This window comes from Arthrobacter sp. 210 2 (assembly GCF_059093025.1).
In genome coordinates, this window is record NZ_JBNHIE010000001.1 from 492,895 (window position 1) to 507,968 (window position 15,074).

Annotated in this window: 11 protein-coding genes and 1 pseudogene; 7 read left to right on the forward strand and 5 right to left on the reverse strand. The window is 61.8% G+C overall.

Annotated features, from left to right (window positions below):
- Positions 1 to 109 precede the first annotated feature (109 nt).
- The 3 genes from AC5RWA_RS02330 to AC5RWA_RS02340 all read left to right on the forward strand — a co-directional run bounded on the left by AC5RWA_RS02330 (position 110) and on the right by AC5RWA_RS02340 (position 5,590).
- Entirely contained in the window at positions 110 to 295 is a 186-nt protein-coding gene (locus tag AC5RWA_RS02330) for a hypothetical protein (protein WP_494056397.1), read from the forward strand.
- 1,028 nt (positions 296 to 1,323) lie between these two features.
- Complete coding sequence (locus AC5RWA_RS02335) at positions 1,324 to 2,592, forward strand: WD40/YVTN/BNR-like repeat-containing protein (protein WP_494056398.1); 1,269 nt, start codon at positions 1,324 to 1,326, stop codon at positions 2,590 to 2,592.
- A gap of 1,675 nt (positions 2,593 to 4,267) precedes the next feature.
- A complete protein-coding gene (locus AC5RWA_RS02340) occupies positions 4,268 to 5,590 on the forward strand; it encodes a MinD/ParA family ATP-binding protein (RefSeq protein ID WP_494056690.1) in 1,323 nt (440 codons plus the stop codon).
- Between the two features lie 259 nt (positions 5,591 to 5,849).
- Here AC5RWA_RS02340 and AC5RWA_RS02345 read toward each other — a convergent pair.
- Positions 5,850 to 6,181, reverse strand: a pseudogene (locus tag AC5RWA_RS02345) (transcriptional regulator).
- 149 nt (positions 6,182 to 6,330) lie between these two features.
- Between AC5RWA_RS02345 and AC5RWA_RS02350 the strand changes: the two are divergent.
- Complete coding sequence (locus tag AC5RWA_RS02350) at positions 6,331 to 7,146, forward strand: MBL fold metallo-hydrolase (RefSeq protein ID WP_494056399.1); 816 nt, start codon at positions 6,331 to 6,333, stop codon at positions 7,144 to 7,146.
- A 292-nt stretch (positions 7,147 to 7,438) separates the two neighbouring features.
- Here the strand turns inward: AC5RWA_RS02350 and AC5RWA_RS02355 are convergent, their stop codons facing one another.
- The 4 genes from AC5RWA_RS02355 to AC5RWA_RS02370 all read right to left on the reverse strand — a co-directional run bounded on the left by AC5RWA_RS02355 (position 7,439) and on the right by AC5RWA_RS02370 (position 10,804).
- Positions 7,439 to 8,167, reverse strand: coding sequence for an ANTAR domain-containing protein (locus tag AC5RWA_RS02355; RefSeq protein ID WP_494056400.1), 729 nt, complete (start codon positions 8,165 to 8,167; stop codon positions 7,439 to 7,441).
- A 732-nt stretch (positions 8,168 to 8,899) separates the two neighbouring features.
- Positions 8,900 to 9,364, reverse strand: coding sequence for an Lrp/AsnC family transcriptional regulator (locus AC5RWA_RS02360; RefSeq protein WP_494056401.1), 465 nt, complete (start codon positions 9,362 to 9,364; stop codon positions 8,900 to 8,902).
- A gap of 196 nt (positions 9,365 to 9,560) precedes the next feature.
- Positions 9,561 to 9,782, reverse strand: coding sequence for a hypothetical protein (locus AC5RWA_RS02365; protein WP_115526443.1), 222 nt, complete (start codon positions 9,780 to 9,782; stop codon positions 9,561 to 9,563).
- Positions 9,783 to 10,189: 407 nt separating this feature from the next.
- Positions 10,190 to 10,804 carry an ANTAR domain-containing protein gene (locus AC5RWA_RS02370; RefSeq protein WP_494056402.1) on the reverse strand — a complete coding sequence of 205 codons (615 nt, stop codon included), beginning with the start codon at positions 10,802 to 10,804 and terminating at the stop codon, positions 10,190 to 10,192.
- 297 nt (positions 10,805 to 11,101) lie between these two features.
- On the opposite strand from AC5RWA_RS02370, the gene AC5RWA_RS02375 reads away from it, so the two are divergent.
- The 3 genes from AC5RWA_RS02375 to AC5RWA_RS02385 are packed head-to-tail and all read left to right on the forward strand — an operon-like array spanning position 11,102 to position 15,044.
- Positions 11,102 to 12,340 carry a thiamine pyrophosphate-dependent dehydrogenase E1 component subunit alpha gene (locus AC5RWA_RS02375; protein ID WP_494056403.1) on the forward strand — a complete coding sequence of 413 codons (1,239 nt, stop codon included), beginning with the start codon at positions 11,102 to 11,104 and terminating at the stop codon, positions 12,338 to 12,340.
- Positions 12,337 to 13,449 carry an alpha-ketoacid dehydrogenase subunit beta gene (locus AC5RWA_RS02380; RefSeq protein ID WP_494056404.1) on the forward strand — a complete coding sequence of 371 codons (1,113 nt, stop codon included), beginning with the start codon at positions 12,337 to 12,339 and terminating at the stop codon, positions 13,447 to 13,449. Before AC5RWA_RS02375 ends, AC5RWA_RS02380 begins: the two co-directional genes overlap by 4 nt.
- Positions 13,450 to 13,451: 2 nt before the next feature.
- Positions 13,452 to 15,044 carry a dihydrolipoamide acetyltransferase family protein gene (locus AC5RWA_RS02385; protein ID WP_494056405.1) on the forward strand — a complete coding sequence of 531 codons (1,593 nt, stop codon included), beginning with the start codon at positions 13,452 to 13,454 and terminating at the stop codon, positions 15,042 to 15,044.
- Positions 15,045 to 15,074 lie beyond the last annotated feature (30 nt).

The following is a 15,074-nucleotide window of genomic DNA, read 5'->3' on the forward strand; positions in this document are numbered from 1 at the left end:
GTGGCCTTTCAAAGTAGGCTGCCCCTGCCGTGTCCCTTGACGAGATCCTTCACAAGCCTTGATCGAATCTTGACCGTGGCAACAGTTCTAGCTTGTAGTGTCAACTTCTATGGATGCAAAGCCTGCTGATGATCATGACTACATCACGCCCGACGCCATCGAGGCCGAGGCTCAACGGCTCTACGGCGAGGACCGGTACGCGGCGCTGCAGGATGAGCACGTGAAGGACGCCTATCGGAAGCGGGCCAAGCAAATTCTTCAGGACGCCATAGACGCCCACGGATGGAACGGCTAGCCAACCGCTACCGAGCATGCACCTTCGGCCACGACTCTTGCCACTCCTAAAGGCCAAGGTTCATCCTTTCGGCGTAGTGGCAATCAGTTAGGTTCACCGTAACTTGGTTGGTCCGTCATAGAATGACACGCCCCCTAAACTTGCAGCCTGCAAGAACCACGAAGCGATGCATGAATGCGGTTGCCTTGGATCCTAAATTCCTCGGGCGGTTTTTCGCAGAGACCGAATTCCACGTCGCCGGTTCAGCCTTGCGGGTGGCTTCAGCGTTGCGCACGATCATAGAAGCGGCCTTACGCGCTGATGGGAACTTCGCCGATTGGGATCTTATCGGAGACCGTCCACCGCGCCCGCTTTTGGTACGGCGTACTGAAATCGTCAGCAATGGCCAACGTCGGAAACATATTCTGGCCAGTCCCAAACCGCAAAGGTTCAAAGCAGTGTGGTCAAGCGCTGCGAAAAACGCTAGTCGTTCCAGATCTCAGCCTCCTTGCTTTGCATGACGTCCGAAACGGCATGCTGCCCTCGACGAAGGGCTGGACGAGTGGGACAAGAATGGAATACCCGTGGATCTAACGGCCCAGGTCACAGATTACGTGTCCGTGGGTCAGTGTCTCCGTGTTCCAGGCCAGTACGAATTTCTAGGCAGCGGCCAACGACATTTTCGAAGTGGTAGCGACAATTCAGGCGCGAGAAGCTAAAACCTTAAGATGATCTTGAGTTTCAAGTATTCTTCGCAGAATTCGTGCGTATCGAAGCAGCCGAGTTAAGTGAAATATGGTGGGTGCTCGTCGAAAATTCAGGTAGTTAGTACTGTGTGGGCGGAGAGATTCGCCCACTACTTTCGTGTCATGGAACCCATACAGCACTCCTCAGATGTCCCCCGGGTTAGTCGGCGGAAAATGTTCGGCATTGTGGCGTCTTCGACAGCCGGTGCCGGGGCGACCGCTCTTCTCGCCGCCGCGCCTAGTAGAGCGGCCTCGATCGAGCCGGCTGCCGTTGTTCCCGCGGCCACCCCCACTCCGACTTTCATGCTCGACCAGCGCATTACGAGCTCCAGGCCATACGGCGATACTTCTCAGGCTGTTGGTGGACGGTCCATCATCGGGGTTTTCAACGACGGAAAGACTCTCTTAGGCCTGAATTCGTATGGCTTGGCCCAATCTGATAATGGCGGAAGCAGCTGGTTTCCACGCAATGTGCCCGCCGATGCGCCGCCATCTGCCTCGAAGGCTGGCAAAACGGCTATTGTCTTGTTTAAGGGAAACTACTACTTTCAGACGCTCAAAATTTCTGACGGTCGCCCAGGCATTTTCCGTGCAGCCCCCGTTGCTGGAATAGGCAACTTCAACTGGTCAGGTTCCCTGCTCAACGGTGCACAAGGTTCCACCATTTTCAGCACCGCCTTCGACGCCGACGCCCAATACATCTACTGGGGGGAGTATGGCGACGCTGTGGGGGGCCCCTCCGTTTACCGCTCGGCCGACGGAACAACGTGGCAGCGCGTTCTCGGGCCCGGCGGTTTCGCTGCCCGCCATGTCCATGGAATCAGCGCAGACCCCTACAACCCCGGTCACGTCTACATGGCCATAGGTGATGCTGATTCTTCGGGCTACAACTACAGGTCAACGGATTACGGAGCTACTTGGGCGAAACTTCCCGGGGAATTGGGCGCATCTCAGGCGTACCAGTCGTGCCAGATCAGCTTCGATGCCAGTTCCATCTGGTACGCCTCAGATACCACGGCAGGAATGTCCGTTCTTCGTGTCGACAAAGAAACTCTGACTCCGAGATGGCACGCACGCCACAGCCACCGGCACACAGCCGTCCCCGGCGGGCTTCCGTCCCGCAAAATAAATGACCTCGCACTGACCAGCGGGAGCCCGGTCGTTACGTCCGCGTCTGCAAAATTCTCGGCAGAGGACGCGGGGAGCAGGCTCCGAACCCTGGGACAAGACTTCGTCCCGATAGATACATACATTAAGTCAGTTGACTCACCCACCCAGGTCACGTTGTACAACAACGCGAAGCTCACGATTACAGGTGTAACTTCCATCTTGGGCGGGGAGTCGTGGGGGGTCATGGCGTACTACGGAGCGGTCGACCCCAAGACGGGGATCTACTACTTCGTGTCCATCAACGGCGGGGCCGGGGGGAACGTCGACGGTCTGTTCGCGTGTTACCCAGATGGCACGACGGTGTTGTTGGATGTTCTCACAACCTCACCTGACAGCCGCATGTTCATTGCGGGCGGTCGACTTTGGGTTCAAGGCTTTTCGCGGCCGCTCCTCACCTTGTAAAAGCGTCTGAGACGTGCTTACGCGCCGCTCTGCAGGGTCCCGGCGGCTAGTTGCAGCAAGCGGTGTCACACAATGACTTGCCGGGGAGCGAGTCGCATCGCGAGCGGCCGAGAATATCGTCGGGCCTTCATCACCACAGAAACGGCCCGAACCATGTGAAACTTTCGGCACCAGCCAACAGTGCTGGGCGGAACGGGCTGACAGCTCGTTCGAGATCTTGAGCGAGTGCAGGTACTAATACTTCACCGCCGCCTTGCCCGCGTGGAGGACGATGACACGTCGCTGGGGACGTGTCACGTCGATCCACGCACCGGCACTGTCGGACAGGGCGAGGCCCAAGGTGTTCCACCGAGCATGTTGTTGCCATTGCCCGCCATACCAATGAGACCGCGGCGACTGCCGACCTCAGCTGAGTTCGCAGAAGCCGGTGCAGGAAGTCCTATTCGCTCATTAGGCCAAGAATTCATACGTGTTGATACGTATATCAAGTCACGGATTGTGCCACTTAGGGGACGCCTTACAACAGCGCAAAGCTATCCGTTTCAGTGTGACCGTGGTCTTAGCGGTGAACTATTTGGGGGCCATGGCTCTTAGGAGCGGCGGACGCGAGATCTGGCATAGATTCTGTTTGGATAAAGGGGGCCACGGTGCACATGTGAGCGGTCTTTTCGCCTGCTACCCCAACGGCACCGCCGTGCAGTTCTCCTGGACATATGCACACCATTCTGTGACAGGATCTATATCCGTAAAGGCCGGATTAGGGTCAAAGCATTTTGCGACCGCTGTGGGCCTGTGAACGACTGGTGCTGGCGTTCGGAGCGGGTTGTCAGGCGTGCCGACGACATTCAGATTGGCGAATACGCACTGAAGGCCGCAATCGAGTTCGGTGTCATATCTCCGCTGAAGCATGATCCTAAATGTAGCGCTGGTCCTGAACGGGCCCGTTCATCATCAAGCGCCTCCGCCGAATTGACATGGCAATAGAAGGGTTTAGCATCCTGTGTTTTGTCATGGCCGCGCGTCGTCACAATGACTGTGACTTGATCAAACCTTGAGGATGTGTTCAGTACTATCCGTTGCATGGGTAATCACACGCGCTATGCCTATACGCGAACGTCACGCTGGGATCTGCGGCAGGCGCGGTACCGCATCTTCTCCTTTTGTGCGTTGACCGTTCTTGCTGCAGTGACGATAACAACCGTGGTGATCGCCCTCTCTCCGTAGTCTCCATGAGCAGAGGGAGCTGTTAACGTGACTTGTCAAAGGACGAGTCACGTGGTTAGGTCGTGATCGATGGGGATCACTGTGACCGATGGAGGCTGTTGTGGCTATTCACGAATTTGCTATTGCTCTATGTACCATGCTTGGCACGTTGCTGGTTCCCTTTTTTGTCATACATCAAATGTTGCGATTGAAGCGCCGCGCAATCCGGTTTACCGCCCCCGTTTCATCACGAGGTAACCGCCGCTAGCTGTGCCATACGTTGACATCAATCCTCATAAGGGCCGCCCCAGATGGCACGGTTACGCCGTCCTGGCTGTCCTGCTCATCCTGACTGCCGCCGCCGTTGGGAATGCCTTCAGCAGGTTCTGATCAGGCATTCCCGCTGAGGCCCTTAGACTTAATGTCTGAACCAGTGCTGCGAAAATTTTGCCGAATCTCCTGGGGGGACTTAATGCCAGATGCGGCGGATCAGAACGCACGCGCCCATACAGAGGATGCAGGGCAGCCACGACTGCGCCGACGCCGCGACTTTCGTCGCGCCGACGGCGATTTGTCGGATACCCGGACAGGAACCATGCCAGCTGTAACACCCAACGCTTCTAGCCACTCAGAAGGCAAGCCGATGACGCGCCGCACCTCCTGGGCGGAAGCTGCAGCCGCAGCGGACGCTGCAAAGCCGGCAGCCCCCAGCCGTCCACCGGTATCAGCTCAATCGACCGACTCGGAAGCCATTCCCTCGGTCTCTGGTGCAATCGAGCTGGAAGTTGCGTCCGCTGCCCCGCGTGAAACCCCGGTTTATCGGCGTTCCAGACCCACAGTGGCGGACGCTATCGCCGAAAGCCCTATGCCAGGTTTCATCAGCTCGCCCGGACTATTCGTCAAAGAACAGAAGCCCCGCCCGGTAGGTGGGTTCCGTGGTGCCCTCTATAAGATGACCGGCGGAGCATGGAACCTGGGGCCAGGTGCTAAGCAGCGGCAAGAAGACGAGTTGGCCCGACGCATTTCGCGTCAGCTCCAAGGCAGCTACAACACAGCTATCCTGAGCCTCAAAGGTGGCATCGGTAAAACCTCGACCACTGTCGGTGTTGGCTTAACCTTGGCCGAATACCGCGGAGACGCTCCGTGCGCAATCGACGCAAATCCCGACTCCGGAGATCTTGTGGAACGCGCATTGGGTGAAGGCATCTACCAGCAGTCCAGCCCGAGGACAATCACAGATTTGCTGGAAAACATTGAATCCATTGACTCGCTCACGGCCCTTGCCCGATACATGCATCACGCCGGCCGGCTACACCTGGTCGCGGGGGAGCAGGATCCGGAGGTTTCGGATTCACTAACGGCTGCCGAATACCTGCGCATCCGGAGGCTTGTCTCCAGCTACTACTCCGTCGCGCTGACCGACTGTGGTACTGGCGTAACCCACAACGCGATGAGTGGAATTCTGCAGTCCGCAGACAACTTGGTGATCGCGGCTGGATACGCTGTCAGTGGTGCGAAGAGGGCTCGGAGCACTCTGCAGTGGCTGGCAGGCCACGGGTATGAGGACCTGGCGCGGAATGCCATTGTGGTGATCACGGACAAAGATGAAGTCTCCTCCCGGGTGGACAAGGACGCTATCGAGGAACACCTCTCCGGTATCTGCCGCGAGTTGATCGCCGTTCCGCATGATCGTGGTGTTGCGGACGGCGACCTGGTCACTCTGGACGTGCTCAAGCCTGAAACTCGACGTGCCTACAAGGAGATTGCTGCCGCAATCGTCGACGGGTACAGATAGAAAAAGGTCGCGCGAGTGTCTCGCCGTTTGCTGCTCCGTTCTTTGAGAGTGCCCAAATTTCGACCACAATCCTAGTCGAGCCTTCGGCCGAGGCCGAGCTTTCGGGCGCAGCTTGAATCCATTAGGGCACGGCATTACGAAGGAGTGGCGGAATGACTATCACCGTATACGCAGTAGCACTGGACGGAATGGTGGCATCACTCGCGGGTGTGGGACTTTGGGCCGTGGGCATCATCAAGGTAAAGGCCCGGCACAGCAATTAGCGCGTGTCCACGTCCTCGAAGACCAGGAACGTCTGAGTCTCCAGCACTCCCGGCATCCACTGCAGGTGGTCGAAGATGGCCCGTCGCAGCGCGACGTTGTTTACGGCGTGGAGCAGCAGCATCACGTCGAAGTCGCCGCCTACAGGGCCACTGAGGTAGTCCTCGGGGATAGCGCCGAGCTGGAGCTCGCGGCACGCGTCCTGCTTCCGCTTCGGCGTCGCGTAGGCTGACGAGCGGAGACTCGCCTTGATCGGGTGTCAACCAGCCCCGTGAACCTAGACAGCACCCCTTCACTCGTGATGTCGGTGACGGTCGAAAAGTGAGCCAATGTGAAGGCTTGGCGTCCAGCGGTCGTACGGTTTCGACAGGTTCAAGCGTTGAGGGATTCCGGGGGTTTGGCCAGGTCAACCCAGGATCGGTGGGTACAATCGACGCCTAGACGAACGCACACTGCTTTGACGGAGGTACGGAGAAACAATGTGGGAATGGCTCGAAGTCGGCGCGAACAACTATTTGCTGGTCACCGAAGGATCGCAGCTCAATACCGGACTGATTGTAGGATCCGAACGGGCTATGGTAATTGACACCGGCTGCGGTCCTCGGCAGGGCCAAGAGATCTTGGAAGCGGTCCGGGAGAAGACTCAACTGCCTCTCGTCGTCGTCAACACCCACCCCCATTACGACCACTTCTTCGGCAACGCAGTATTCGCCGAAGCTGGCGTCACCGAATTCTGGGGTCACCAGCACTGCGCCACTGAAATTGATGAGCGAGGGGACCTCCAGCGCCGCTTCGTCGGGACACTGGAACCGGAGATGTCAGCCGGAGAAGGTCAGAACGTGGAACTCGTGGTGCCCAACGCCATCGTGAAGGACCAGCCCGTATTGGTGGATCTAGGCGGACTGACCGCTACGCTCTTCCATTTGGGCCGCGGCCACACTGACGGCGACCTGCTGGTCGGTACACCCACTACCTTATTCGTAGGCGACCTTGTGGAACAGGGCGCGCATCCGTCCTTTGAAGACTCCTACCCGGAGGAGTGGGCGGACGCGCTCCGGCACATCTCAGCGCTGCGCCACCGCTACGAGTTCCTAATTCCCGGGCACGGTAAGCCGTGCAGCGACCAGTTTGTCAAAACCATGGCGAATACCATGACCACCGCGGTTCGCCAGGCGCGGCAGTCGATACGAGATACTCCGAGTGATGCCACTAAGGCCATACCGGTCCTGCCCTACGGACCGGAGCAGTCGCGCTGGTTTATCAAGCGGCTCCAGGAGACCCGCAGGGAGCACTAGCTCGTGTGCCGCTTTTCGGGCTCCTGTGCACAAACCTTGGCCCAACCTTCGGGTGATTCTTCACGCAATCTCGCGCCTGATCACGTAGCTCGTTGCTTGAGGCAATCCCGGGCAGGACGAAGGGAGCAAGTACGACTATCACCGACTACCTTGTAGCCCCTGGCAGAATGCTGGGATCGGTGGGGGCCGCTGCCTTCTCGGCGACGGACCTATGCAAAGGCACGCCACTAATTGGAAAGTCAAAGCCGGAATTGAACCGCCGCTCCTGGGCGCAGCATTGCGATGAAGTCCGCTACGCCAGCATTGGAGGCTCGAACCGGGTCCCCGGCGAACCGCCGGCCATCGCTTTGAGAATGTTCTCCGCAACGCTACGGACCTTCAGGTTCCGCTGCCGGGACACTCCTGCAAGCTTGCTGAACGCCTCGCTGTAGGAGCAGCGGTTCTGTGCCATAATCACCCCGCACGCAACATCGATAGAGGTGCGGCTTTCCAGAACCGTCTTCAGATTATCTCCAGCGGAACGGACGCTTCGCACCTCCAAGGCCAGCTTCATGCTGGACGATGCGAGCCCCGCCAGCCACGTGGCCTCGCCCACCAGCTCAGACGTGAACTCGAACCCCGCCGGCCCCAAGAACACCAGGGTGCAGGTGGTCCGCGCCTCAAGCGCTAACGGAACAGCCAGCGCCCCTCCGTACCCGGAGCCCGCCAGCCGGCGCCGGTACGCCTGCCACCGCTGGGCCGTGCCGTCGGTTGTCACTACCACGGGTCCTGCCGTCGCAGCCGCCTGCTCCATGGGACCATCGCCATACCGGTCCTCGGAGGACGCCACGTTCACGGCCGTGCTGGTATTGCCAGCAGTGACGGGTGGACTTCCCGGGTACACCATTGTGGCGGCACAATCAACTGCGGTCGCCGCCGATCCGGTGAGCGCCAGTGCAGCGGCATCAGCCAGCCGCTGCACGGACGCCACTTCTGTGTCCGCTCCTGTGATCAGGTCCAACAGAAACCCAGGGCGTTCCATGCGCTTGCTTCCGGATGCCGGTTGTACTGTCACGTTTTTGCCCCCACTCGACGTTCATTCCGCACCGCGGCAGCGCGGCCCTTTCCTCGAGGCTAGAGGTGTGCTCCGGCGCGGACACGAGTAGCGGGTACTCTACTTTTCCTGCCGGTTCTGGGCAGTACTTGCTTTACGCTGAAGCTTCCGAAGCTCTGCAGAAAGGCCAGTAGAAGAGGACTTTCGGTGGCGACCACTTCGGCTTCGATGAGGTTTTTGCGATATTGCTGTCGATTCAGCGAACTGGGTAGCGCGGCCAAATTCGAAAGTTTTGCCGATTCCACAACGAAGTGACAGTCGATCAACGACACCAGGTCCGGCCCCTGCTCGGGACACTTTCTGCCGCTGACGCCCCTGTCGTGGGCATGGCGCGTGCTGCACGGCGAACTAAATCATCAATCAGATCATCCGTAAGGTTCCCCTTTATAGAGCCAGCTGCGAGGCGGCACAATTCGCGAAGTGTACTGATATCCAGGCCAAGTGAAAGGCCCCGCAGCAATGTGACTAGCGCGGGGCCTTCCCAGTCCCTTTACGCAACTGATGAGTACTTGTTAAGGGGACTGCAGCCAACGTTAATCGAGAGGGTCACCCGGTTTCCAATCGAGCGGCTAAGTAGCTTCCCATCTTGTGGCAAAAGTAATCCCCGGCCTTATGGAGGAGGACAGCCTGACCCTGGATGTGCGAGCTCGCCCCCGGAGCTCAGCGGGTATCCACGTCCTCGAACACCAGGAACGTCTGTGTATCGAGTACTCCGGGCATGGACTGCAGCTGGTCGAAGATGACTCGCCGCAGGTCGATGTTGTCCACCGCGCGGACCAGCAGGATCACATCGAAGTCGCCGCCCACCAGGGCGATGTGGTGCACCTCGGGGATGGCGCCCAGCTGGTCACGGAGCTCCCGCCAGGAATCCTGCCGCAGCTTCAGGGTCACATAGGCGGACGACCGGAGACCCGCCTTGATGGGATCCACCAGCGCCGTAAACCGGGACAGCACCCCCTCGCTCGTGAGCCTGCCGATCCGGGTGTACGCATGCGCCCGGGAGATGTGGACGTTCTCCGCCACCTGGGTGACGGACATCCTGCCGTCCCGGGTGAGTTCGGTAATGATCCTGCGGTCAATGTCGTCCAACGGTACGGGTTCCGTCCCGGCATCCCTGGCTGCCATTTGTCCACGGCCCCTGTTCGGCGATTCTGGTGAGACTTACAATTCGTCTTCCAGCATAGGCAGAATCGGCCAGCTTCTCCACGGATCCCGCAGGCACAGGATACGAACCTCCCGCGGCAGGGCACTGGGAGTGGATACTGGCCTTCAGGAAGGCCGGCAACAACGGGTCGTCGTTCAGGGCAGCGGAGACGACAGGTTACCGCCGCTGGGCATCATGCAGTTCCGCTGCACGCCGGATGAAGTCGCAGTCGCTGGGGGAGAGGATGCTCTCACCGTGCCGGTCCTGTTCGAACTCGGCGCCAGTGGCTTTTTTGATTTCCGCTGCGATGGTCCGGGGGAGGATTCTGCACCCCGGATTGTCCAGCAGCCACTGCCGCGTTTCTGGCTCGAGCCGGTCCCACAGCTTGTCGATGCCCATTACAGTTACCCCACTCTTAGTCATTCCCGGTATGTGAAATGCCGCCTCGCCCGCGGGACGGATGACGCAAGTCCCAGTCCCCGCCAGCCGCAGGGAAGGCTGACCGCGAGGAGTGATCCAGAGGCGGAGGGGACCGCGCTGTCCCCTCCGCATCCGTCGCCGCACCACGAGCCCCCAAACCACGGGAAATCCCTGCCACCTGATGCGGAGCTTCCTGCCTGTAATGAACGGAAGAAATCTTCCGACATTGACTGATTGACGTTTTCGTCAATCACGACCATCCGAGTGTGGCCCTCCCGTAAGTGGGGGTCAAGGGCTTTTTGAAAAGAGACGAACCTTTACTCCAAGGGGCAGGCTGGCGGCACTTGATTGCTTTGGCAACCGGGCAGACGGGGGAGTGCCGAGGGTCAGGTTTGGCGCTGTTCCTGCCCGCTGCCAAGTTCGTCCCGGGCGGCTTGCAGCAGGGTGACGCCGCGGGTGCGTGCTGTCCCGAAAAGCTGTGCGGCTGCTTCTTCCGGGGTGCAGCCGCTCCGCGCGGCGATCGCTGTGCGGGCCTCCGCGATCACCGAGCGCGAGGCCAGAAGTGACTCCAGCTTGGACAACTGTTCATCCAGCAAGGCCGGATCCGGTAACTCCTCCGGCGCGGGGCGCAGGGCTCCGTCGGCGGATGCCGTCCGGGCCTGGAGTACGGAACGGGCAGCGGCGAGCAGGCCGGCGGCTTCCGGGTATGCGAGCCGGTAGACAAGGCGCCCGTCGGACCAGAGGCGCTGGATCAGCTGCTGCCCGCGCAGCTGGGTGAGGTGCCGCGCCAGGTGTGTGGCCTTCACTCCCGTGCCTTCGCAGAGTTCGGGGATGGAGGACTCGCCGTGGGAGAGCAGCTCCAGGATCTGTGCCCGGACCGGATGGGCCACGGCCTTGAACACCTCCGCCGCAGCAGACATCGCCGGTCCGGCGCCGCCACCATGTATCGGTGCGGCCATCGGAGCCGCGCGGCTCTCCGAGCCAATGTCATGGCTGCTCATGCGCTTCGCTTCCTTGGGCTATGCAAGCCATTATCCTCCGCTCTGCGGTTCACGGCCGGGAGATCAGGTCGGGGAATTCAGGCGTCAGTGGAGGTGGGTGGGTTCGGCCGGCTTGAGCCCAGTATCCCCAGCCGCCATTTTGTCCACGGCGCTGCCGGTAACCTGCGCCACACTTACAATTCGTCTTCCCGCAGGACCAGAAACAGCCAGCTTCTCCACGATTCCCGCAGACGCTGGATACGAAACCTTCCCCGGGTCAATACTGGGAGTAAATAGTGGCTTTCGAAGGATGGACCAATGACGATCTCCGCAGACCACACCGCACCGGACACTGCCAAGGCCAACCAGGCCGGCAACGCGCCAACCGAGGACGCCCTCACCGAGGCTGTCAAGAAGTTCGGGATCACGGTGGAGGACTACATGCTCCCGGCCCGGCACCAGATCCAGATGGTGGACCCGGACGGCCGGCTCAAGCCCGAAGGTGAGCAGGGCACCGAACCCGGCCACGAGTACCCTTTGCCCGGCGATGCTGAACTGCTGGCAGCGTACGAGCAGCTCGTCGTCGGACGCCGCGTCAACGACCAGAACTCTGCGCTGGTCCGGCAGGGCCGCATGGCCGTGTACCCGTCCAGCCACGGCCAGGAGGCCTGCCAGGTGGCGGCCGCCCTGTGCCTGTCCGGCGGCGACTGGATGTTCCCCACCTACCGTGATGCGGTCGCCGTGATGGCGCGCGGCGTGGATCCCGTCCAGGTGATGACCATCTTCCGCGGCGACTGGCACGGCGGCTTCAACCCCATCGAGCACAAGGTGGGCATCCAGTGCACGCCGCTGACCACCCAGCTGCTCCACGCGGTCGGCGTTGCCCACGCGGCCAAGCTCCGCGGCGAGGACACCGTGGTGCTGGCCATGTGCGGCGACGGCGCCACCAGCGAAGGCGACTTCCACGAGGCCCTGAACTTCGCCGCCGTCTTCCACCTGCCGGTGATCTTCTTCGTCCAGAACAACAAGTACGCCATCTCGGTGCCGCTGGCACACCAGTCCGTGGCGCCGTCGCTCGCGCACAAAGCCGTGGGCTACGGCATGGCCGGTGAACGCGTGGACGGCAACGACGTCGTCGCGCTCCTCGCCGTCCTGGACCGGGCTGTGAAACTGGCCAGGCAAGGCTCCGGCCCCCTGCTGGTGGAGGCGCACACCTACCGGATGCAGGCGCACACCAACGCCGACGACGACACGCGCTACCGGGAGAGCGCTGAAGTTGCCGAGTGGCGGGCCAAGGACCCCGTGAACCGGATGCGGACCTACCTTACGGACCGCGGTCTATTGGACGACGACGGCGAGCGGCGGATCCGCGAGAAGGCGGAAGCGGTTGCCACGCAGCTGCGTGACGGCCTCAGCGAGGACGTGCCGGTGGACCCGCAGGAGCTCTTCCGCCATGTTTTCGCCAAGACCACGCCGCAGCTGAAGGAACAGTCCGCCCTGCTCGCCGACGAACTTGCCCGCGACGCCGCATCATCTACCGAGGAGGCCGCCAAGTGAGCCCCACCATCACCACCTCGTCCGAGGCCAACGGCAACGTTTCTGCCGCTACTGCCCGTGCCGCCGCGTCGGCCGCGGCTTCGGCGGAAGCCGCCGGGCCGCAGCCGGTCACTCTTGCCAAGGCGCTTAACACTGCCCTGGCTGACGCGATGCACGCCGATCCCTCCGTCCTGGTGTTCGGCGAGGACGTGGGCATGCTGGGCGGCGTCTTCCGGATCACCGACGGGCTCACCGCGACGTTCGGCGAGCAGCGCTGTTTTGATACTCCGCTGGCCGAGTCCGGGATTGTGGGCATGGCCGTGGGCATGGCGATCAACGGGATGCGCCCGGTGATCGAGATGCAGTTCGACGCGTTCGCGTACCCGGCGTTCGAGCAGATCGTCAGCCATGTGGCCAAGATGCACAACCGGACTAAGGGGGCGGTGAAGCTGCCGCTGGTGATCCGGGTGCCCTACGGCGGCGGCATCGGGGGAGTGGAGCACCACTGCGACTCCTCCGAGTCCTACTACGCCCACACCGCCGGGCTGAAGGTGTTCACTCCGGCCACCGTGGCGGACGGGTACCGGATGCTCCGCGAGGCCATCGACTCGGACGATCCCGTGATGTTTATGGAGCCCAAGAAGCTGTACTGGTCCAAGGACCTGGTGGACCTGTCCGAGCTTCGGTCCTCCTACTCTTCTGCTGCTTCGGCGGGGCAGTCCTCTGAGGGGCGTGCCGCCGTCGCGCGTTCCGGCACTGACGCGACGCTGATCGCATACGGGCCGTCCGTCCCCACGGCGCTCGCCGCCGCCGAGGCCGCCGCGCTGGAAGGGCGCTCCCTAGAGGTCATCGACGTGCGCACCATTGTGCCGTTCGACGACGCTACGGTCTGCGAGTCGGTCCGGAAGACCGGCCGGGCCGTGGTGATCGCGGAGGCGCACGGCTTCGCGTCCGTGTCCTCCGAGATCGTGGCCCGGGTGCAGGAGCGCTGCTTCCACTACCTGGCGGCCCCGATCCGCCGCGTGACCGGGTTCGACATCCCGTATCCGGCGCCGAAGCTTGAGAAGTATTACCTGCCCGGCGTGGACCGCATCCTCGACGCCGTTGACGATCTGCAGTGGGAGAACTGACCATGAGTGAAGCACGCGTGTTTTTGTTGCCGGACCTGGGCGAGGGGCTGACCGAGGCGGAGCTGGTGTCGTGGCATGTTGCGGTGGGTGACACGATTTCCGTGGACCAGCCGATTGCGGAGGTGGAGACGGCCAAGTCAACGGTAGAGGTGCCGTCGCCTTATGCCGGGGTTGTGGCTGAGCTGCACGGGCAGCCGGGGGAGACCCTGGACGTGGGGAAGCCGCTGATCTCGGTGACGCCGGTTTCCTCGGTGGTTGAGCCTGTCGAAACCTCGGTGGGCGAGCCGGTGGTTGAGCCTGTCGAAACCAAGCCCGTCGAAACCGAACTGGGCGACCCGGTGGTTGAGCCTGTCGAAACCAAGCCTCTCGAAACCAAAGAGGCCGAAACCTATCGTGAAGAAGAAAAGGCCGGGTCCGGGAACGTCCTGATCGGCTACGGAACCCCTGGCGGCCACGGCGTAGCCCGACGCACCCGGGCACCCAAGTCATCAGTGGCGGTGGTTGAGCCTGCCGAAACCAAGCCCACGGAGGACGACCTCACCCTCCTGCGTACTCGCGTCCCCGGCAAGCTCGGCGCAGTGATTTCCCCGCTGGTCCGACGCATGGCCCGGGAGCACGGCGTCGACCTCGGCGAAATCCCGGGCTCCGGCGACGGTGGCCTGATCATGCGCAAAGACGTCGAAGCGGCGATCCACCCGGCGGTAGTTGAGCCGAGCCCGGTGGTTGAGCCCAGCCCGGTGGTTGAGCCTGGGGCCACGACCGCAGGGTCCCCTGGCCGAGCTAGCGAGGTTAGGGAGCGGGTGGGGAGCGAAACCAAGCCTGCCGAAACCTCCGGGGCTCCTGGATCTCGACAGGCTCGATCACCGGAGGGAACCGACGCCCGCACCGGCCTCGCCGTCTCCTCCCGGACTCTGGTCAGGGGCGTACGCAAGGCCGTCGCAGCGAACATGACCCGCAGCCGGTCGGAAATCCCCGAGGCGACAGTCTGGGTGGACGTCGACGCGACTGCCCTCGGAGAGCTTCGCAAGGGGCTCAAGGCCGGTGGTTCCGAGGTGCCGGGCCTGCTCGCGTTCATTGCCCGCTTTGTCACCGCGGGGCTGAAGATGTACCCGGAGCTGAACACTCGTATCGAGACCGGGCAGGACGGGTCGCAGGAGATCGTCTCTTTCGACGGGATCAACCTCGGCATCGCTGCGCAGACCGATCGTGGTCTCGTGGTGCCGTCGGTCCGGTCTGCTGAGAAGCTGAGTGCCCGCGAGTTGGACGCGGAAATTCGCCGGCTGACCGACGTGGCCCGGCAGGGCAAGGCCACGCCGACCGAGCTCGGCAGTGGCACGTTCACGCTGAACAACTACGGGGTGTTCGGGGTGGACGGGTCGGCGGCGATCATCAACCACCCGGAGGTAGCCATCCTTGGGGTGGGCCGGATCATCGACAAGCCCTGGGTTGTGAACGGTGAACTGGCGGTCCGCAAGGTCACCGAGCTGACGTTGACCTTCGACCACCGCGTCTGCGACGGCGGAACGGCAGCCGGCTTCCTCCGCTTCGTGGCCGACGCCATCGAAAACCCCACAACCCTCCTCGCCGACCTCTAACCCGTCGCGGGGTTTCGACAAGCTCATGCA

Coding starts and splice junctions, on each gene's coding strand:
- AC5RWA_RS02330 (WP_494056397.1), top strand. CDS start 110: ATGGATGCAAAGCCTGCTGATGATCATGACTACATCACGCCCGACGCC.
- AC5RWA_RS02335 (WP_494056398.1), top strand. CDS start 1,324: ATGCTCGACCAGCGCATTACGAGCTCCAGGCCATACGGCGATACTTCT.
- AC5RWA_RS02340 (WP_494056690.1), top strand. CDS start 4,268: ATGCCAGATGCGGCGGATCAGAACGCACGCGCCCATACAGAGGATGCA.
- AC5RWA_RS02350 (WP_494056399.1), top strand. CDS start 6,331: ATGTGGGAATGGCTCGAAGTCGGCGCGAACAACTATTTGCTGGTCACC.
- AC5RWA_RS02355 (WP_494056400.1), bottom strand. CDS start 8,167: ATGGAACGCCCTGGGTTTCTGTTGGACCTGATCACAGGAGCGGACACA.
- AC5RWA_RS02360 (WP_494056401.1), bottom strand. CDS start 9,364: ATGGCAGCCAGGGATGCCGGGACGGAACCCGTACCGTTGGACGACATT.
- AC5RWA_RS02365 (WP_115526443.1), bottom strand. CDS start 9,782: ATGGGCATCGACAAGCTGTGGGACCGGCTCGAGCCAGAAACGCGGCAG.
- AC5RWA_RS02370 (WP_494056402.1), bottom strand. CDS start 10,804: ATGAGCAGCCATGACATTGGCTCGGAGAGCCGCGCGGCTCCGATGGCC.
- AC5RWA_RS02375 (WP_494056403.1), top strand. CDS start 11,102: ATGACGATCTCCGCAGACCACACCGCACCGGACACTGCCAAGGCCAAC.
- AC5RWA_RS02385 (WP_494056405.1), top strand. CDS start 13,452: ATGAGTGAAGCACGCGTGTTTTTGTTGCCGGACCTGGGCGAGGGGCTG.